Source organism: Stenotrophomonas sp. AS012628 (assembly GCF_010608305.1).
GTDB classification, from domain to species: domain Bacteria; phylum Pseudomonadota; class Gammaproteobacteria; order Xanthomonadales; family Xanthomonadaceae; genus Stenotrophomonas; species Stenotrophomonas geniculata.
Window position 1 is genome coordinate 23,889 of sequence record NZ_VMBJ01000006.1, and the last position, 16,841, is coordinate 40,729.

Here is a 16,841-nt window from a genome sequence, read left to right on the forward strand (position 1 = left end):
AGCAGTAGCGGGTTTGAGCAGTACGTAACGCGCAGTACGTAACAGGCCATACCCCGGGATGGCGGGCTTCCATCCGTGCAGTACGCGAATCAGGTGTCTGGGAGGGCGCATGACTCCACAAATTGCAACGATCATCGGTCTGGTGATCATGTTCATCGTCGCCACCGCGATGCCGATCAACATGGGTGCCGTCGCCTTCGCGCTGGCCTTCATCGTCGGCGGTCTCTGGGTCGACATGGGAGGCAAGGAAGTCCTCGCCGGCTTCCCGGGTGACCTGTTCCTGACCCTGGTCGGCATCACCTACCTGTTCGCCATCGCGCAGAAGAACGGCACCATCGACCTGCTGGTGCACTGGGCGGTGAAAGCGGTACGCGGCCATATCGTGGCCATTCCGTGGGTGATGTTCGTGATCACCGCCGTGCTGACCGCCTTCGGCGCGCTCGGCCCGGCCGCGGTGGCGATCATCGGACCAGTCGCGCTGCGCTTTGCCAAGCAGTACAACATCAACCCGCTGATGATGGGCCTGCTGGTGATCCACGGCGCGCAGGCCGGCGGCTTCTCGCCGATCAGCGTGTACGGCAGCATCACCAACGGCGTGGTGCAGAAGGCCGGGCTGGAAGTCACCGAAATGGCGGTGTTCCTGACCAGCCTCGGCTTCAACTTCATGATGGCCACGATCTGCTTCTTCGCCTTCGGCGGCATCGCGCTGCTGCGTCGCGGTTCGATCACTGCGGCAGGCACGGTCGGCACCGCGGAACTGGCGATGGCCGGTGGTCCGCAGGCCTCGTCGCGGCAGTTCGCCATTGAAGGCCACGGTGCGCTGGTCGCGGCCGGTGGTGGCACCCTGTCCAACGATCCGGTGGCACTGGATGCGGTGGGCCTGACCCGCGAACGGCTGTTCACCCTGATCGGCCTGCTCGGCCTGGGCGTGGCCGCGCTGATCTACAACCTCAACGTCGGCCTGGTCTCGATCACCGTTGCGGTGGTGCTGGCACTGCTGTCGCCGCAGAGCCAGAAGGGTGCGGTGGATGGCATCAGCTGGTCCACCGTGCTGCTGATCTGCGGCGTGGTCACCTACATCGGCGTGCTGGAACATGCCGGTGCGGTGGACTTCATCGGCCACGGTGTCTCCAGCATCGGCATCCCGCTGCTGGGCGCGCTGTTGGTCTGCTACGTGGGCGGCATCGTCTCCGCGTTCGCCTCGTCGGCAGCAGTGCTGGGTGCCACCATTCCGCTGGCGGTGCCGTTCCTGATGCAAGGCCATCTCAGCGCCGCCGGCGTGATCTGCGCGTTGGCCGTGTCCTCCACCATCGTCGATGTCAGTCCGTTCTCGACCAACGGCGCACTGGTGGTGGCCTCTGCCGCGAAGGAAGAACGCGAAACGCTGTTCCGCCGCTTCCTGGTCTACAGCGGCCTGGTGGTGGCATTCGGCCCGCTGCTGGCCTGGCTGGTGTTCGTGGTGCCGGGCTGGATGTAACCAGCCAACGGTAGCGCCGGCCGCTGGCCGGCAACCCATGATCGCTGGATGGCTTCATGAGGTTGCCGGCCAGCGGCCGGCACTACCTGGCGTTACACTTTGTGCATGGCCATCGCTCCCGCTCCGCGTACTCCGAAGAAGCGCGCTCCTCTGTACGAAGAGGTGGCCGAACACGTGCGCGAGCGGATCTACGACTACCGCCTGCCACCGGGCGAGTGGATCGACGAACCGGCGCTGTGCGAGGAACTGGGCATCAGCCGCACGCCGCTGCGCGAGGCGCTGAAGCTGCTTGCTGCCGAAGGCCTGGTGCAGATCGATGCGGGTCGTGGCAGCAGGGTCACGCGACTGACGCTGGAAGACCTCAACCAGCTGTTCCCGGTGATGGCGATGCTGGAAGGCCGCTGTGCGCATGAAGCGGTCAAGCACATCGACGACGCCGGCGTGCAGCAACTGGAAGACCTGCACGCGGCAATGGAAACGGCGGCCGCAGACGGCAACATCGCCGAGTACTACCGCAACAACTACCTCATCCACGAAACGGTGCAGCATTACGCCGGCAACCCGTGGCTGATCCGCATCACCCACGACCTGCACCGCATCCTGAAGATGCATCGCGGTCGCCAGCTGCTGGCCCCGGGGCGCACCGCGCAGTCGCTGGCCGAACACCGGGAACTGATGGAGTGCTTCCGCCAGCGCGATGCGGCCGGCGCCGAACGCACGATGGAGCGGCATCTGCTCAGCCAGGGCCAGGCCTTGGCCGCGTACGTGGCGAGCGGCGGATTGTTGAACGTGCCTGCGCCGTTGCCGACCGAAGGCGGAAGCTGAGTTCATGGGGTTGCCGGCCAGCGGCCGGCACTACCAGGGCGAGGCCAGGTCACGGTAGTGCCGGCCGCTGGCCGGCAACCTCGATAGGTCACGTCCGGGTAGTGCCGGCCGCTGGCCGGCAACCTGGAAGGTCTCCTCAATCGCCGCCGCCGCAACTGCCGCCGTCACCGCCTCCACCGCTGTCGCCGCTGCCGCAGTCCGAGCTGCTGTAGCTGTGGTGGCTGTTGCTGTCTCCGGAATAGCCGCCGGAGAAATCGGCGGGCCCACTGCCACTACCATCGGCGCGCGCTGGTGAGCCATCGGCAGTAGCCATTGCCATGCACACGATGGCGCCGACCAGCGGCAGCAGCCACACCACCAGCAGCTGCCCGGCGCGGCTGCTGACGGGAAGGTCGTCGCGCCCCAGCACCACGAAGCTGGCCACGAGGTTCAGCCCCAGCACCAGGGCAATCAGGACGAGGGTCACAGCCAGCATGGCGCAGCTCCTTGCATTGGGATCTTCAGGGTGACGCCATCAGCGCCTGGATCCGGCCGCGTTCCTGCAGCGGCCACTGGAAATCGATCGGGTATACGGGTTGGTGACGATCACGCTTGAGCAGGAAGATCCATTCCCGCCCCATTTCGCGATCGCGGGCCGCCGCCAGCGAATCGTGCCACATGCTCCACAAGGGCACCCGCAGAGTCCCGGGCAGCCCCCCGTTCTCCGGTCGCATGACCTCATTGACCTGAAGCACCAGATGGATCTGGTTGTCCAGACCCGGCCCGGTGAGCGCCTTGACGTCGGTCACTGGCCGGCCAGCACCGTCGACCATCTCCACCGCCAGCACCTTGGCTACAACGATTTCCTCGGCCTCTGCCACCAGCGCCTGCAATGGTCTCGGCGCCGCGGACGTTGCCGACGCCGGTGATGCTCCAGCCAGATACCCCAACGCCAGCCCCCCGACAAGCAACAGCGGTCGTAACGTCATCGGCTCTTTCTCCGTCCCTGGGCCCGCAGACGATACCACCACCGCCAGTTCGCCCTGCCTGTCATGAAGATGGGACAATGTAGGGCGCGCCGGCCTGCCCTCAGGGCCGCCGGCCCCCCGCACCACACGGAAGAAGAAGAACAACAACATGCTGAAAGTCATTTTCGATACCGACCCGGGCGTCGACGACGCCCTGGCCCTGCTGTACCTGCACAAGCACCCGCAGATCGACCTGATCGGCGTCACCACCACCTTCGGCAATGCCTCGGTGGAGTCGACCACGCACAATGCGCTGTACCTGAAGCAGGCCTGGGGCTTTGCCGCCCCGGTCGCGCGCGGTGCCGGTGGCCCGCTGCAGCCGGAAGCCACCCCGGAAGCCTGGCCGGTGCACATCCACGGCCACAACGGCCTGGGCAACCACCCGGTGCCGGCCGAACTGGACGTGACCGCCGACGCGCGCCCCGCCCACCAGCTGATCATCGACCTGGTCCGCGCCCATCCGGGCGAGGTGACCCTGGTCGCCGTGGGCCGCATGACCAACCTGGCCCTGGCCCTGCAGCAGGCACCGGACATCGCCGGCCTGGTGCGCGGCGTGGTGCTCATGGGCGGCGCCTTCCACGTCAACGGCAACATCACCCCGGCCGCCGAGGCCAACATCTGGGGCGATGCCGAAGCAGCCGATGTGGTGTTCACCACCGATTGGCCGGTCACCGCGATCGGCCTGGACGTGACCACCCGCGTGGAAATGGACCGTGACGGCCTGGATAAGCTGGCCGCACTCGGCGGCGCCGACGCCGAGCTGGTCCGTGCACTGTCGCAGGACTACGTGGACTTCTACCTGCAGGCCGGCCACAAGGGCATGGTCGTGCACGACTGCTGCGCCTGCATTGCCCTGACCCGTCCGGAGCTGTTCCAGTTCGAGCGTGCCAGCGTGCGCGTGGCCACCGACGGCGTTGCCCGTGGCATGACCATTCCGAAGCCGGAAGGCATGGGCTTCGGCCCCAGCGTGTGGGATGGCCACGTGCTGCAGTCCGTCGCCATCGGCGTGGATGCGGCCGCGGTACTGGCCGACATCGAGCAGACCCTGAAGGTCTGATCGGCTAGCGTCTGGCCCTGCCTGGGACGGTCTCGGGCAGGGTCCACAGCACCGGAAGCACCAGCACTGCCACCAGCGCGATCATCGCGCCCGGTGCCGCCGCCCAGCCGCTGCGTTCCACCCACCATTGCGCCAGCCAAGGCGTCGCGCCGCCGAACACCGCGGTGGCCATGGTCACACCCAGTGCCAACCCGCTGACCCGGCCTTCGCCCGGGAACTGCTCGGCCGTGGCCGGGGCCGCGACCGCACTGACACCACCGGCCACGCAGGCCAGCAGCACGGCGGCCAGCGCGATGCCCAGCGCCGTCGCCTGCGCCATCCACGCGAACAGGGACAGCGGCAGCAGCGCTGCCAGCACGGTCAGGCCCAGCAGCACCGGCCGTCGTCCGACGCGGTCGGACAATGCGCCGCACAGTGGCGTGATCGCGATCACCGCCACTGCCGCAATCGTCGACAGCCACAGCGCATCGGCTTCGTCATGACCCTGCGCATGCAGGAACGACGGCACGTAGGTGATGCCCACGTAGTAGGTGATCGAGCCCAGCGCCGAGATCGCGAAGGTGCGCGCCACTGCTGCGGGATGGTTGCGGAGCACATGCCGCAGCGGCGTGGCGGGAATGCTGCCCTCGCGCTGCTGGCGCTCGAACTCAGGCGATTCACGCATGCCCGACCGCGCAACCAGGATCACCAGTGCCAGCGCGGCACCGAAGAAGAACGGAATGCGCCAGCCCCAGCTGTCCAGCTGCGCGATGGGTAGCAGCGCGACCGTGAGCGCGGAAATCGCCACCGCCAGCAGCGCCCCCACTTCGCTGGCTGCCGACGCCAGCGAGGTCACCAGGCCTCGTCGCCGCACGGGTGCGCTTTCCAGCAGGTAGGCCACCACGCCGGTGTATTCGCCGCCCACCGAAAACGCCATCACGCAGCGCAGTACCAGCAGCAGCACGCCCGCCGTGGTGCCTGCGGTGGCCGCGGTTGGCAGCAGCGCAGTGGCCAGCATTGCCGCCGCCATCAACGCCATCGAAGCCAGCAGCATCCAGCGCCGGCCCAGGCGGTCGCCCAGGTGGCCGAAGCACAGCGCGCCCAGCGGACGCATCAGGTAGGACACCGCGAAGCCAGCCAAGGTCACCAGCAACGCCTGCTCGCCACCGCCGAAGAACACCCGCGACAGCACCGTGGCGAAGTACAGGTACAGGGTGAAGTCGTACCACTCCACCACCGTGGACAGGCCCGCCACCCACATCGAGCGCTGCCGCGCCGCAGTCATTGCGTGTTCGCCTTCAACAGCCTCGGTCCCGGTTGGGCAGGTTCCGCGCAGCGTGGCATGGACGGGGTGAAATGCCGGTCATCGGCTGTCGACTGCGTGCATGCACTGGGTTTCATGACCGGTGAAGCGCTCACCGCCAGGGCCGAAGCAGAAGCATCCTTGCTGGAACACAAGGCCGGGCAACTCAGCCCGGCAGCTGCAGTTCCGCCCGCAGCCCGCCACCCTCGCGGTTGTGCAACCTCAGCGAACCACCCAGCGACTGCGCCAGCTGCACCGCGATGGCCAGTCCCAGACCGGTCCCTCCGGTATCGCGGTTGCGCGAGCTCTCCAGCCGGTGGAACGGTGCCAGCACTGCCTGCAGCTGGTCCTCGGGAATGCCGGGGCCACGGTCGGAAATGCTGATCCACACCCTTCCGGCCGTATCGCGGCCCGCCTCGATCTCGGCGGCGCCGGCGTAGCGCAATGCGTTGTCGACCAGATTGCCGACCACGCGGCGCAGCGGCTGCGGCCAGGTCTGCACGACCAGTCCAGCGGGCGCACCGCCAGTGACCGGCTTGCCCATGTCCTCGTAGTCGCCGACCACACTGGCGAGGAACGCGCCCAGGTCCATCGACACCGGCGCGCCAGCGGCAACGTGGCTGCTGCGCGCATAGGCCACGCCCTCACGCACCAGCTGCCCAAGGTGATCGAGGTCGGCCAGCAGGCGCTGCTGGGTGCTGTCTTCAGGCAGGGTCTCCACCCGAAGCTTCATGCGCGTGATGGGGGTCTGCAGGTCATGCGAGATCGCGGCCAGGATCTGCAGCCGCTCGCTGACATGGCCACGGATCCGCGCCTGCAGTGCATTGAGCGCGGCTGCGGCCGTGCCCACTTCGGCGGGGCCGTCTTCGGGCAGCATCGGTGCGTCCTTGCCAGGCTGCAGTTGCTCGACGGCGTGCGAGAGCTGCCGCAGCGGGCGCAATGCCAGCCGCACCGCCAGCCAGGCGCATACCAGCAGCAGGGCCAGCTGCACCAGCAGCACGGCCGGCAGCCAGCGCGCCAGCGGCAGGCCCGACGGTGTGACTTCGATGGTCAACGGTGAACCGTCGTGCAGGCGCAGCTCCACTTCAAAACGTTCCGGCAGCCGTGCCACCTGCCGCGCCTGCAGCGGATAGCGGTGTTCCAGACTGTCATCGATGATGGCGGTGACCTGGCGCGCACGATCGGTTTCCAACGCCGGGCCGGCCTGTGCCGGGCGCAACAGGTAACGGTACGTGCGCCGCTCCAACCGCGGCACCCAGGCCTGGCGCTGGTCGGCCGGCAGGTGTTCCAGCAGGGCCACGCTCACTGCTGCATCCTCGTCCAGGTTGCGCAGCATCATGCTGCGGGTGGACTGGTAGCGTTCGTAGAACAACAGGCCGAAGGACAGCGCATGGGCCAGGATCAAACCGCCCAGCAGCACCAGCAGCAGGCGCGCCGACAGCGTGCGCGGCCACGGCAGGCGGCGCGCGCGGGCGTTCATTCCTCCGGCCCCAGCAGCTGCACCGGCACGCTGAACACGTAGCCTTCGCTGCGCACGGTCTTGATGTAGGTGGGCTCACGCGCGTCATCGCCCAGGCGCTGGCGCACGCGGCTGACCAGGAGATCGATGGAACGATCGAACAGTTCTGCATCACGGCCCTGGGTAAGGCTGAGCAGCTGGTCGCGGCTGAGCACACGGTTGGCGTGGTCGAGAAACACGCGCAGCAGTCGGAATTCCGCACCGCTGAGCGGATAGGCGGTGTCCTGCGCATCCAGCAGATGGCGGGCAGTGGTATCCAAGCGCCAGTCGCCGAAGGCCAACTGGCGGCCGGCTTCACTCACCTGCAGGTTCGGCGGCAGCATCTGCGTGCGCCGGATCACCGCATTGATGCGCGCCAGCAGTTCGCGTGAGGAGAACGGCTTGGTCACGTAGTCATCGGCGCCCATTTCAAGGCCGATGATGCGGTCGGTTTCGTCGTCGCGGGCGGTCAGCAGCACCACCGGCACCGCGCGATGCTTGCCGGCACGCAGGTTGCGGCACAGGCTCAACCCGTCCTCGCCGGGCATCATCACGTCCAGCACCACCAGGTCCACCGCGTGGGTGTCCATCAGCGCGCGCATCGCACGGCCGCCATCGGCCTGGCTGACGCGCAGGCCGTTGCGCTGCAGGTAGTCGGCCAGCATCTGGCGGATCTCGCTGTCATCGTCGACGACAAGGATGTGCGGTACGTGGTTCATTGCGTTCTCGATGAAGACGGAGGTCAAGGCCGCGCGGCGCGGCCATGGTAGCGCGGCTCAGGGGCTGGCCAGCAGGCGCTGGATCTCGCTTTCGGTACGTGCGTAATCGCCTTCACCGTAGTGGCGGTAGACCACCCTGCCCTGCCGGTCGACCAGGTAAAGCGCCGGCCAGAAGCGGTTGCCCCAGGCGTTCCAGATCCGGTACTGGTTGTCCTGCACCACCGGCCAGGTGATATCCAGCCGCGCGATGGCCTTGCGCACATTGCCGGGCAGGCCTTCGTAGGCGAACTCCGGAGTATGCACGCCGATCACCTGCAGGCCCTGCCGCGCGTAACGTGCATGCCACTGGTGCACATGCGGTGCCACGTTGAGGCAGTTGCTGCAGGCGTAGGTCCAGAACTCGACCAGCACCACCTGCCCACGCAGTTGATTCAACGCGAGCGGTGGGCTGTTGTGCCAGGGCCCGCCGCCATCGAACCCGGCAGCAGGAGCGGCCTGCGCCGGATGCGCACCGGCCTCCGGGCTGGGCAAGGCCATCAGCAGCGCCGCCCCACCCAGCAGGCCCAGCAGCAACGGCAGTACATACACACGCAGCGCGCCCATCGTTCAGCCTCCCTGCTCGGCCAGCGGCAGTTCGGCCGGCTTCACGCCTGCGGCCTCCAGAATGCTGTCAGCCACCTGAGCCGGGTGCGAGAGCAGCGACACATGGCTGCTGCCGATCGATTGCAGCTGCGCGCCAATGCGCTTTGCGGTGGCCGCCTGCAGTTGCGGCGACAACATGCGGTCGTCACGGCTGAGCACGTACCAGCTCGGCTTGCTGCGCCATGCGGCCACAGTGACGGACTCACCCAGCGCGCTGGCCTTCAATGGCACCTGCGTGCTGTACAACAGTGCAGCGGTCTTCTTCATCACATCCGGTGCGAAGTCCTGGGCGATGGCGTCGGCTGGCAGGGTCAGGTAGCCGTCCTTCTCCTGCAGGCGCGTCAGGCCCGGGCCGACCGGATAGCCCTCGCCCTGCTGTGCCGATGACTGCCCGGCATCCGGTGCGAATGCGGCCACGTACACCAGCGCCTGCACCTTGGGATCGTTGCCCGCTTCGGTGATGACCGTGCCGCCCCAACTGTGGCCGACCAGCACGACCTTGCCCGGTGCGGCGGCAATCGCGCGACGGGTGGCGGCCACATCGTCGGCCAGCGAGGTGAGCGGGTTCTGCACGGCCACCGCAGGCAGTTTCCAGTCATGCAGGGTGGTGATGACCTTGTTCCAGCTGGAGCCATCGGCGAAGGCACCGTGGACCAGGATGACGGTGGGCGCGGCGCCGGCATCGGCCTCGGCGGCGAATGCCGGCGTCGCGACGCCGGCAAGGGCGAGGGCAGCGGCGAGCAGGGTGGTGCGGATCATGGGTGGCACTCCGGTGTTGGGAATGGCCATTTCCGCCTGGGGGTGTATCGGCGCTGTTTCGCTGCGAGGCAGAGTTGTACCGGACTGTAGGGCGGCGGCGGATTTCTACAGTTGGATACATTCGGCCGCTGGGCATGGCCCGGCGAACGCCCGACGCGGCGTCTTTGTATCTGACTGTACGAACCCCCTGACACAGCCACAGTCGCTGACAAAACCCCGGGCAACAGCACACGTTGCCGATACCTGCGTGGCTCGAAATGGCCTCCATCGACCACTGGCCCGCAGGACACTCCCATGATCAGCTCCGCTTCTTCCGTGTATACACCCCGCCTGGACGCCGTCGGCCGCTGGCTCTCGCCATTGGCGCTGCGCGTCCTGCTGGCCTGGGAGTTCTTTGAATCGGGCCGCGAGAAGCTGGGCGGACAGAACTGGTTCGCCGACCTGGAAGGGCGTTTCCCGTTCCCGTTCTCCACCCTGCCTGCATCACTCAACTGGCAGCTGGCCACCTGGCTGGAACTCGTGGGCGCGGTGATGCTGCTGCTAGGCCTGGCCACGCGCTCGGTGGCCTACATCTTCTGGGTGCTGACCCTTGTTGCCATCGCTGCCGTGCACTGGCCGGACCAATGGAACAGCCTGGGTGAGCTGTGGCAGGGCTACGCAATCACCGACCAGGGCTACGGCAACTTCAAGCTGCCGCTGCTGTTCCTGGCCATGCTGCTGCCGCTGATCCTCAACGGCGGCGGTGCACTCAGCCTGGACCGCCTGCTGGCCGGCCCGCAGCGCGCCGCGGCGGGCAACGACGGCCTCGGCTGGGGCGTGAGCCTGATCGCCCTGCTGCTGCCGGTCGCCGCGCTGCTGCCCGGTATCGGTTTCGGTGGCGCACTACTCGGCGGCGCCCTGCTGCTGGGTTACCGACTGCGCCGTCGCCGCAACGCCTGATCCGCTTCACCCCTTCCCGCGCTTCTTCCCTTAGCTTCCGTCGCCTTCAAGCGGCGTCCATCCCGCACGCCCTGCGTGCCCATCCAAGGAGTCATCACCATGTCCGTCTCGACCAAGAACACCGCTGCTTCCTGTCTGCCGCGCATCGGCGCCATCGGCATCGCCCTGGCCGGTGGCCTGCTGCTGGCCGGCCAGGCGGCCGCGATCCAGCCACTGGCCATCGGTGCCGTGACCATGAGCGCCGCCGCCGAAGGCAAGTGCGGTGAAGGCAAGTGCGGCGCCAACAAGGCCGCCACTGGCAAGCCTGCCGCCAAGGCCAAGGTGGCCGAAGGCCAGTGTGGCGAAGGCAAGTGCGGCGACGCTTCGTTTGCCCGCACCGACCGTGACCACGACGGCCGGGTCTCGCGTGCCGAGTTCAACGCCGTGGCGGCCAAGCGCGCCGCTGAATTCGACCGCATCGACACCGACCACGACGGCTACATCAGCGAACAGGAGGCGCACGACTACCTGCGCAGTGTCTACACCGCCAACGGCAAACCGATGCCGAAGGGCCTGTTCTCCCGCGTCAACGACTGATCGTTCCCCCCGGCGCCGCCGCCACGGCGGCGCCACTGCCCTGGAGTACCGTCGCATGCGCTTGCCCCTGCCTTCCGCCAGTGCCGGTCTCGGCCTGCGCCGTGGCCTGATCGATGAACTGCTGGCGATGCCGGCCGATGCCATCGACTTCCTCGAAGTGTCGCCGGACAACTGGATCGGAGTTGGCGGTGCCCACGGCGCCGCGCTGCGCCAGCTGAGTGAGCGCCACCGCCTGACCTGCCACGGCCTGTCGCTGTCGCTGGGAGGGCCGGACCCGCTGGACGGTACCCTGCTGGCGCAGACCCGCGCGTTTCTCGACCTGCACCAGGTGCAGCTGTACAGCGAACACCTGAGCTACTGCGCCGCCGGCGGCCATGTCTATGACCTGCTGCCGCTGCCGTTCACCACTGAGGCCGTGCATCACGTTGCCGGTCGCATCCGCCAGGTGCAGGACACACTGGGCCGGCGCATCGCCGTGGAGAACATCTCCTACTACGCCGTGCCAGGCGCGGACATGAGCGAGATCGACTTCATCACTGCAGTGCTGGCCGAGGCCGACTGCGACCTGCTGCTGGACGTCAACAATGTCTTCGTCAACGCCTGCAACAACGGCTACGACGCCTTCGATTTCCTGGCACGCGTGCCGGCGCATCGCGTCGCCTCGCTGCACGTGGCCGGCCACTTCGACGAAGACGATGGCTTCAAGATCGACACCCACGGCGCGCCGGTGAAGGGCGTGGTCTGGGCGCTGCTGGGGGAGGCCTATGCGCGTGTCGGCGTGCGCCCCACCCTGCTGGAGCGCGATTTCAACTTCCCGCCTTTGGCCGAGCTGCTGGCCGAGGTGGAGCAGATCCGCCACGCGCAGGCCGATGTGCTGCCGCCCGAGGTGGCCCATGGCTGGAGCCGCTGGCCACCCTGCAGCAGCGCTGGGCCGACCATGTACGCGACCCATCGATGCCCGCGCCTGAGGGCATCGATGCACGGCGGATGGCGGTCTACCGCCGCCTCTGCATCGACAGCCTGGACAGCCTGCTGGCAGGCAGCCTGCCGCGCCTGCAGGCGCAACTGGGTGATGCCTGCTGGCGCGACACCGTGGAGCACTACTACGCGCGGCATGCCTGCCATACCCCGCTGTTCCCGCAGATCGCCGGCGAATTCGCCGCGTGGCTGGGCGTGCAGGCAGACCTCGCGCTGCCGGGCTGGGTGGCGGAACTGGCGCATTACGAAAGCACGCAGCAGGCACTGCACATTGAAGCGCGGGACACCGGCCAGCAGCCGTTGCATGCGCCACAGGCAGGCAGCGTGCTGGCGCTGTCTCCACTGGTGCGGGTGCTGGGCTACCAGTGGCCTGTGCATGAGGACGCCGGCCAGAACGGTGCGCCTACCACGATGCCGACGTTGCTGCTGCTGCGACGCCTGGGTGACTTCAGCCTGCAGGTGCAGGAACTTTCACCGCTGGCATATGCGCTGCTGTCGGCGTTCGGCGATGACGGCGCCCGTGCGGAAGACGCGCTGCAGGTACTGGCCGATCTTCATGGCGTGGCCGCCGACGAACTACGCACAGCCTGCATTCCGCTGCTGGGCGAGCTGTGCGCGGCCGGCGTGCTGGTTGTGCCGAACGACTGTTGAAGGCGCCGGCCAGCGGCCGGCACTCCCCATTCCTTGGCCGGCCAGAGGCCGGTGCCACCCATTTCCTGATTCGAGGTTTGATCATGGCTGTTTCCAATACGTCCTCCCTGCACGGCTGGCGCCTGTTCGTGGCCATCGCCGTGGTCCTGATCGCCTTCGCACTGGCGGCGTTCACCCTGCAGCCCGACGTGGTCGAGGGCAGCCGCGCGGCGATCCGGGTGACGGCACGCACATCGTTCCTGCTGTTCCTGGTCGCCTTCACCGCATCCTCGTTCGCCAGCCTGCTGCCCGGCCCGTTCACCCGCTTCCTGCTGCGCGAGCGTCGCATCGTCGGCCTGTCGTTCGCGTTCTCGCACCTGCTGCATGCGGTGGCGATCACCGCCTTCGGCATCCTCAACCCCGCGTTCTGGCCGGCGCGCTCAGCCCTGGCCAACCTGCCGGGCACGATCGGCTATGTAGCCATCCTCGCCCTGGCCATCACCTCGCATCGTGGCATCGCCCGCCGCATGGGTCCCACTGCGTGGCATCGCCTGCACGTGACCGGTATGTGGATCATCGCCGCAGTGTTCACCTATTCGTACTTCAAGCGCGTGCCCGGCAACTTCTGGTACGCGGTGCCCTCCGCGTTGCTCTTCACCGCCGTCGTGGTGCGTGCGATCGCCAAGCGGGCGCAGTCGCTGCGGCGCGATGCGCATGCGCGGCCGCCGCTGCGGAGTTCTTGAGGAGGCGGTTACCTGTAGAGCCGAGCCCATGCTCGGCTGCCTCTGGTTCAGCCGAGCATGGGCTCGGCTCTACAGAGGGATCCCAGCACGAAAGGCAGCGAATTCCCTGCGGAAAGGGATCTGACCCCACTTCAGGTCACGGGGCGCGGCGCAGGGTGATCAGGGTGATCTCCGACGGCACGCCGATGCGCGCGGGGAATCCGGCCCACAGGCCAGCGCCATTGCTCACGTACAGTGTCATCCCGTCCACCTCGTAACGCCCGGAGACATAGCCACCGTTGGCCCGCTTCACCAGCTGGTCCATGCCGATGATCTGGCCGCCGTGGGTATGCCCGGACAACTGCAGCTTCACACCGCGCGCAGCGGCCTCACGCGCATTGCGTGGGCGATGATCGAGCAGGATCACCGGCGCGGAGGGATCGGCGCCAGCCAATGCAGCGTCCATATCCGGCAGCGGCAGGCCGTAGCGTGCCGCCACCGGGTCGGTGACACCGGCGATGGTCAGCGCCGCATCGCCACGCCGCACCTGCATGTGGCTGTTCTCCAGCACCTGCATGTGCAGCGCGCGAAACGCCTGCATCCACGCCTGGTACTGCGCGTAATACTCGTGGTTGCCGGTGATGGCGACGACGCCGTCCGGCGCCCGCAGGTCCACGAGTGGACGCGCGTCGTCACGGCGGGCCTCGACACTGCCGTCGATCAGGTCGCCGGTGATCACGATCAGGTCCGGCGTCAGTGCGTTGCTCTGGTCCACCACCCTGCGCACCCAGTCACCGGTCAGCAGGCGGCTGGCGTGGATGTCGGTCAGCTGCAGCACGCGATAGCCGTCGAACGCGGCCGGCAGATCCTTGATCGCCACGTCGATCTGCCGAGGCTGGGGCACCGCCATGCCCTGGCTGATGCCATAACCACTGACCAGCAGGGCCAGCAAGCCGGCCGCCGGTCGCAGACTCCGCGTGCGCAATGCGGCTACCGCGCGTGGCCAGCGCAGCAGGCGGGAAGCAAGCAGGCTCACGTCCAGCGCCAGCATCAGCAACGCCAGCAGCAACACCGCCGTGGAGCCGGTGGCCAGCGTGGCGATGGCCAGTTTCGGAATCTCGGGCGAGGCCATCGTGCCCCAGAACATGGCGACGATGCGCAGCTGCACGGCAACGCCCACCAACAGCAGTGACAGCACGACTTTCATCCAGGTGGGCATGCGCAGTGGCCAGAACAGGCGCCAGGCCACATACAGGCCCATCAACAAACCGATCGTACTCAGCACTGCAACCATCCATGACAGAAAGCGGGCCCGCCATGGTGACGGTTGCGGGCCGTGTTGTGTAGAGCCGAGCCCATGCTCGGCTTCTCAACATGCAGCCGAGCATGGGCTCGGCTCTACATCAACAGGCGGGTCAGGCCATTCCGTCGAGGCGCTGCACGCGCAGGCGGGCAATGCGACGCTTCTCCATCGCCAGTACGGTGATGCGTACATCCGCGATCTCCACTGCGTCACCGATGTCCGGCAGGCGTCCCAGGCGCTCCAGCACCAGGCCGGAGATGGTCATGTAGTCGGCACTGCGCGGCAGCGATACGCCCGCCAGGCGCTGCAGATCGTCCAGGGTCAGCGCACCGTCGGCCTCCCACTGGCCTTCCCCCTGCATGACCACGCCATAGCGCTCGTCCTGGGTGTCGACCAGGTCACCGGCAATGGCCGCCAACAGGTCGTTGGCGGTCACCAGGCCTTCCACGCTGCCGTACTCGTCCACCGCCACCGCCAGCGGCACCGGGTGCTGGCGGATCAGTTCCAGCGCCTGCAGCGCACTGGCGCTGGACAGCACGTACTGCGGCTCACGCAGGTTGCCTTCCAGCTGCAGCGGCTTGCCCTGCAGCAGGTCGGCCAGCAGGTCGCGGCTCTGCACCACGCCTCGCAGGCTGTCCAGGTCGCCGTCGCCGACCAGCAGGCGGGTGTGCGGCGATGCCACCAGGCGTGCCACCACGTCGTCCTGTCCACGCGCCAGGTCGATCCACTGCACGTCGGCGCGCACAGTCATCACGCTCGACACCGGGCGATCCGCCAGCCCCAGCACGCTGCGGATCATCTCGTGCTCGGCCGGCTGCAGGCGCTCTTCGGCATCGACGTGTTCGTCAGCACTTTCGTCGTCGTGGCCATTGGTCGGGCGCGCGCCCAGCATGCGCAGCACCGCATCCGCAGTACGTTGGCGGAACGGCTGGCGGCGCTCGTTGCGCTCGCGGTTGAAACGTACCCACTGGTTGAATGCCTCGACCAGGATCGAGAAAGCGATGGCCGCGTACAGGTAGCCCTTCGGGATCTTGTAGCCCAGGCCCTCGGCCACCAGGCTGAAACCGATCATCAGCAGGAAGCCCAGGCACAGCACCACCACCGTGGGATGCTTGTTGACGAAGCGGGTCAGCGGCTTGCTGGCCACCAGCATCAATGCCATCGCGATGGTCACCGCGGCGTACATCACGCCCAGGTTGTCGACCATGCCGACCGCAGTGATCACCGAGTCCAGCGAGAACACCGCGTCGAGTACCACGATCTGTGCCACGACCATCGCGAAGCTGGCGTAGACCTTCTTGCCATTGTCCTCGTGCTGGCGGCCTTCCAGCCGCTCATGCAGTTCCATGGTGCCCTTGAACAGCAGGAACAGGCCGCCACCCAGCAGGATCAGGTCGCGTCCGGAGAAACTGTGGTCGAACAGCGTCAACAGCGGCTCGGTCAGCTTCATGATCCAGGCCAGCGCGGCCAGCAGCACCAGCCGCATCAGCAGGGCCAGCGCCAGGCCGATCACCCGCGCGCGGTCACGCTGGTGCGGCGGAAGCTTGTCGGCAAGGATCGCGATGAACACCAGGTTGTCGATGCCGAGAACGATCTCCAGCACGACCAGGGTTGCAAGGCCCATCCATATCGAGGGGTCAGCCAACCATTCCATTTCAGGTCCGTTTCGTCAGTAGGTAGGGAAAAAGGGAAAGCACTCAGTCAGCGTCGTGCGCCTGCGTCGGGTCATGCCCGAGCAGATCACCGGGCGTGCACTGCAGCTCACGGCAGATCGCATCCAGGGTGGAAAAGCGGATGGCACGCGCCTTGCCGGTTTTCAGGATCGACAGATTGGCCAGGGTGATGTCGATGCGCCCGGCCAGCTCGGACAGGGTCATGCCCCGTTCCTGCAGCATGCGGTCCAGGGTGATGACAATCGCCATCAGATGACACCATCGAGGTCATCGCGCATCGCTGCGCCCACGGCGAACACGCGCGCCAGCACGAACAGCATCAGCACCGCCACCAGGCCGGTGATCGACATGCCGCCGCCCACCTCCATCCAAGTGAAGTCGGGCCCCATCCAGGCCGCGTAAGCGCCGATCAGGATCGACAGCAGCTCCATCGCCAGCATCAACCACGCCATGCGTTGCAGGCGCTGCGCGTTGGCGTGGGTGAACGGCCGCTCGCGCGCCGCCGACTTCAGCAGCCGCAGCAGATGGCGCAGGAACAGCAGGCACAGCACCAGCAGCGCGACGATCGCGCCCAGGCCGAGGCAGAAGTGCAGGAACAGGTCGTTGCCGTGCGCGGCAACAGCACCGGCATCATGGACGCTGTCGAGTAGCCAGCGGCGGTCATGGGCGACCAGCGGCACGGCCAGCAGTGCGGCCAGGATGCCCAGCCAGCACATCGCCCGGACGGCCTGTACGGCGGCCTGGGCCAGGGTGA

General features: G+C 67.5%; 18 protein-coding genes and 1 pseudogene. 8 read left to right on the forward strand and 11 right to left on the reverse strand.

Features of this window, described 5'->3' with window-relative positions:
- Positions 1 to 109 precede the first annotated feature (109 nt).
- Together G5A07_RS04685 and G5A07_RS04690 are read left to right on the forward strand one after the other, a co-directional pair.
- Positions 110 to 1,477 carry an SLC13 family permease gene (locus tag G5A07_RS04685; RefSeq protein WP_071305649.1) on the forward strand — a complete coding sequence of 456 codons (1,368 nt, stop codon included), beginning with the start codon at positions 110 to 112 and terminating at the stop codon, positions 1,475 to 1,477.
- 105 nt (positions 1,478 to 1,582) lie between these two features.
- Entirely contained in the window at positions 1,583 to 2,302 is a 720-nt protein-coding gene (locus G5A07_RS04690; protein WP_071305648.1) for a GntR family transcriptional regulator, read from the forward strand.
- A 136-nt stretch (positions 2,303 to 2,438) separates the two neighbouring features.
- Here G5A07_RS04690 and G5A07_RS04695 read toward each other — a convergent pair whose 3' ends face one another.
- Positions 2,439 to 2,777 (reverse strand): hypothetical protein, encoded by a 339-nt coding sequence (locus G5A07_RS04695; RefSeq protein ID WP_071305647.1) that lies wholly within the window; start codon positions 2,775 to 2,777, stop codon positions 2,439 to 2,441.
- 25 nt (positions 2,778 to 2,802) lie between these two features.
- Positions 2,803 to 3,420, reverse strand: a complete 618-nt coding sequence (locus G5A07_RS04700; RefSeq protein ID WP_071305646.1) for a hypothetical protein — start codon at positions 3,418 to 3,420, stop codon at positions 2,803 to 2,805.
- On the opposite strand from G5A07_RS04700, the gene G5A07_RS04705 reads away from it, so the two are divergent.
- Entirely contained in the window at positions 3,419 to 4,366 is a 948-nt protein-coding gene (locus G5A07_RS04705) for a nucleoside hydrolase (protein WP_191862937.1), read from the forward strand. The genes G5A07_RS04700 and G5A07_RS04705 overlap by 2 nt on opposite strands.
- Before the next feature lie 4 nt (positions 4,367 to 4,370).
- Here the strand turns inward: G5A07_RS04705 and G5A07_RS04710 are convergent, their stop codons facing one another.
- The 5 genes from G5A07_RS04710 to G5A07_RS04730 all read right to left on the reverse strand — a co-directional run bounded on the left by G5A07_RS04710 (position 4,371) and on the right by G5A07_RS04730 (position 9,266).
- Positions 4,371 to 5,630 (reverse strand): MFS transporter, encoded by a 1,260-nt coding sequence (locus G5A07_RS04710; RefSeq protein WP_019336973.1) that lies wholly within the window; start codon positions 5,628 to 5,630, stop codon positions 4,371 to 4,373.
- Between the two features lie 184 nt (positions 5,631 to 5,814).
- Positions 5,815 to 7,128: a HAMP domain-containing sensor histidine kinase gene (locus tag G5A07_RS04715; protein ID WP_053442656.1), complete on the reverse strand. Its 1,314-nt coding sequence runs from the start codon at positions 7,126 to 7,128 to the stop codon at positions 5,815 to 5,817.
- Entirely contained in the window at positions 7,125 to 7,865 is a 741-nt protein-coding gene (locus tag G5A07_RS04720) for a response regulator transcription factor (protein ID WP_010483437.1), read from the reverse strand. Before G5A07_RS04720 ends, G5A07_RS04715 begins: the two co-directional genes overlap by 4 nt.
- Positions 7,866 to 7,922: 57 nt before the next feature.
- Positions 7,923 to 8,468, reverse strand: a complete 546-nt coding sequence (locus G5A07_RS04725; protein WP_019336971.1) for a redoxin family protein — start codon at positions 8,466 to 8,468, stop codon at positions 7,923 to 7,925.
- A 3-nt stretch (positions 8,469 to 8,471) separates the two neighbouring features.
- The gene (locus tag G5A07_RS04730; RefSeq protein WP_010483441.1) at positions 8,472 to 9,266 is read right to left on the reverse strand and encodes an alpha/beta hydrolase; all 795 of its coding nucleotides are present in this window, start codon (positions 9,264 to 9,266) and stop codon (positions 8,472 to 8,474) included.
- 294 nt (positions 9,267 to 9,560) lie between these two features.
- Between G5A07_RS04730 and G5A07_RS04735 the strand changes: the two genes are divergently transcribed.
- The 5 genes and pseudogenes from G5A07_RS04735 (at position 9,561) to G5A07_RS04755 (ending at position 13,132) form a co-directional block, all read left to right on the forward strand.
- Positions 9,561 to 10,205: a DoxX family protein gene (locus G5A07_RS04735; RefSeq protein ID WP_019336970.1), complete on the forward strand. Its 645-nt coding sequence runs from the start codon at positions 9,561 to 9,563 to the stop codon at positions 10,203 to 10,205.
- Between the two features lie 99 nt (positions 10,206 to 10,304).
- On the forward strand, positions 10,305 to 10,781 hold the full coding sequence (locus G5A07_RS04740) for an EF-hand domain-containing protein (protein WP_019336969.1): 477 nt from the start codon (positions 10,305 to 10,307) through the stop codon (positions 10,779 to 10,781).
- A 55-nt stretch (positions 10,782 to 10,836) separates the two neighbouring features.
- Positions 10,837 to 11,679: pseudogene (locus G5A07_RS04745) on the forward strand (DUF692 domain-containing protein); the annotation flags it as partial.
- Complete coding sequence (locus G5A07_RS04750; protein WP_316248767.1) at positions 11,679 to 12,410, forward strand: putative DNA-binding domain-containing protein; 732 nt, start codon at positions 11,679 to 11,681, stop codon at positions 12,408 to 12,410. The pseudogene G5A07_RS04745 and the gene G5A07_RS04750, both read left to right, overlap by 1 nt.
- 83 nt (positions 12,411 to 12,493) lie before the next feature.
- Positions 12,494 to 13,132 carry a ferric reductase-like transmembrane domain-containing protein gene (locus G5A07_RS04755; protein WP_126560824.1) on the forward strand — a complete coding sequence of 213 codons (639 nt, stop codon included), beginning with the start codon at positions 12,494 to 12,496 and terminating at the stop codon, positions 13,130 to 13,132.
- A gap of 136 nt (positions 13,133 to 13,268) precedes the next feature.
- On the opposite strand, the gene G5A07_RS04760 is transcribed toward G5A07_RS04755, so the two are convergent.
- The 4 genes from G5A07_RS04760 to G5A07_RS04775 all read right to left on the reverse strand — a co-directional run bounded on the left by G5A07_RS04760 (position 13,269) and on the right by G5A07_RS04775 (position 16,803).
- Complete coding sequence (locus G5A07_RS04760) at positions 13,269 to 14,405, reverse strand: metallophosphoesterase (RefSeq protein ID WP_032952464.1); 1,137 nt, start codon at positions 14,403 to 14,405, stop codon at positions 13,269 to 13,271.
- Positions 14,406 to 14,526: 121 nt separating this feature from the next.
- The gene (locus G5A07_RS04765) at positions 14,527 to 16,068 is read right to left on the reverse strand and encodes a TerC family protein (RefSeq protein ID WP_029379871.1); all 1,542 of its coding nucleotides are present in this window, start codon (positions 16,066 to 16,068) and stop codon (positions 14,527 to 14,529) included.
- Between the two features lie 43 nt (positions 16,069 to 16,111).
- The gene (locus tag G5A07_RS04770; RefSeq protein WP_191862939.1) at positions 16,112 to 16,336 is read right to left on the reverse strand and encodes a helix-turn-helix transcriptional regulator; all 225 of its coding nucleotides are present in this window, start codon (positions 16,334 to 16,336) and stop codon (positions 16,112 to 16,114) included.
- Positions 16,336 to 16,803, reverse strand: a complete 468-nt coding sequence (locus G5A07_RS04775) for a DUF2975 domain-containing protein (RefSeq protein WP_010483460.1) — start codon at positions 16,801 to 16,803, stop codon at positions 16,336 to 16,338. The genes G5A07_RS04770 and G5A07_RS04775 overlap by 1 nt, the downstream gene beginning before the upstream one ends.
- Between the last annotated feature and the right edge of the window lie 38 nt (positions 16,804 to 16,841).

What these genes read in the sequence shown, in the direction of transcription:
- G5A07_RS04695 (WP_071305647.1), bottom strand. Translation starts at nt 2,777, where the DNA reads ATGCTGGCTGTGACCCTCGTCCTGATTGCCCTGGTGCTGGGGCTGAAC.
- G5A07_RS04690 (WP_071305648.1), top strand. Translation starts at nt 1,583, where the DNA reads ATGGCCATCGCTCCCGCTCCGCGTACTCCGAAGAAGCGCGCTCCTCTG.
- G5A07_RS04765 (WP_029379871.1), bottom strand. Translation starts at nt 16,068, where the DNA reads ATGGAATGGTTGGCTGACCCCTCGATATGGATGGGCCTTGCAACCCTG.
- G5A07_RS04760 (WP_032952464.1), bottom strand. Translation starts at nt 14,405, where the DNA reads ATGGTTGCAGTGCTGAGTACGATCGGTTTGTTGATGGGCCTGTATGTG.
- G5A07_RS04755 (WP_126560824.1), top strand. Translation starts at nt 12,494, where the DNA reads ATGGCTGTTTCCAATACGTCCTCCCTGCACGGCTGGCGCCTGTTCGTG.
- G5A07_RS04740 (WP_019336969.1), top strand. Translation starts at nt 10,305, where the DNA reads ATGTCCGTCTCGACCAAGAACACCGCTGCTTCCTGTCTGCCGCGCATC.
- G5A07_RS04730 (WP_010483441.1), bottom strand. Translation starts at nt 9,266, where the DNA reads ATGATCCGCACCACCCTGCTCGCCGCTGCCCTCGCCCTTGCCGGCGTC.
- G5A07_RS04705 (WP_191862937.1), top strand. Translation starts at nt 3,419, where the DNA reads ATGCTGAAAGTCATTTTCGATACCGACCCGGGCGTCGACGACGCCCTG.
- G5A07_RS04775 (WP_010483460.1), bottom strand. Translation starts at nt 16,803, where the DNA reads ATGTGCTGGCTGGGCATCCTGGCCGCACTGCTGGCCGTGCCGCTGGTC.
- G5A07_RS04685 (WP_071305649.1), top strand. Translation starts at nt 110, where the DNA reads ATGACTCCACAAATTGCAACGATCATCGGTCTGGTGATCATGTTCATC.
- G5A07_RS04700 (WP_071305646.1), bottom strand. Translation starts at nt 3,420, where the DNA reads ATGTTGTTGTTCTTCTTCTTCCGTGTGGTGCGGGGGGCCGGCGGCCCT.
- G5A07_RS04720 (WP_010483437.1), bottom strand. Translation starts at nt 7,865, where the DNA reads ATGAACCACGTACCGCACATCCTTGTCGTCGACGATGACAGCGAGATC.
- G5A07_RS04710 (WP_019336973.1), bottom strand. Translation starts at nt 5,630, where the DNA reads ATGACTGCGGCGCGGCAGCGCTCGATGTGGGTGGCGGGCCTGTCCACG.
- G5A07_RS04715 (WP_053442656.1), bottom strand. Translation starts at nt 7,128, where the DNA reads ATGAACGCCCGCGCGCGCCGCCTGCCGTGGCCGCGCACGCTGTCGGCG.
- G5A07_RS04725 (WP_019336971.1), bottom strand. Translation starts at nt 8,468, where the DNA reads ATGGGCGCGCTGCGTGTGTATGTACTGCCGTTGCTGCTGGGCCTGCTG.
- G5A07_RS04735 (WP_019336970.1), top strand. Translation starts at nt 9,561, where the DNA reads ATGATCAGCTCCGCTTCTTCCGTGTATACACCCCGCCTGGACGCCGTC.
- G5A07_RS04770 (WP_191862939.1), bottom strand. Translation starts at nt 16,336, where the DNA reads ATGGCGATTGTCATCACCCTGGACCGCATGCTGCAGGAACGGGGCATG.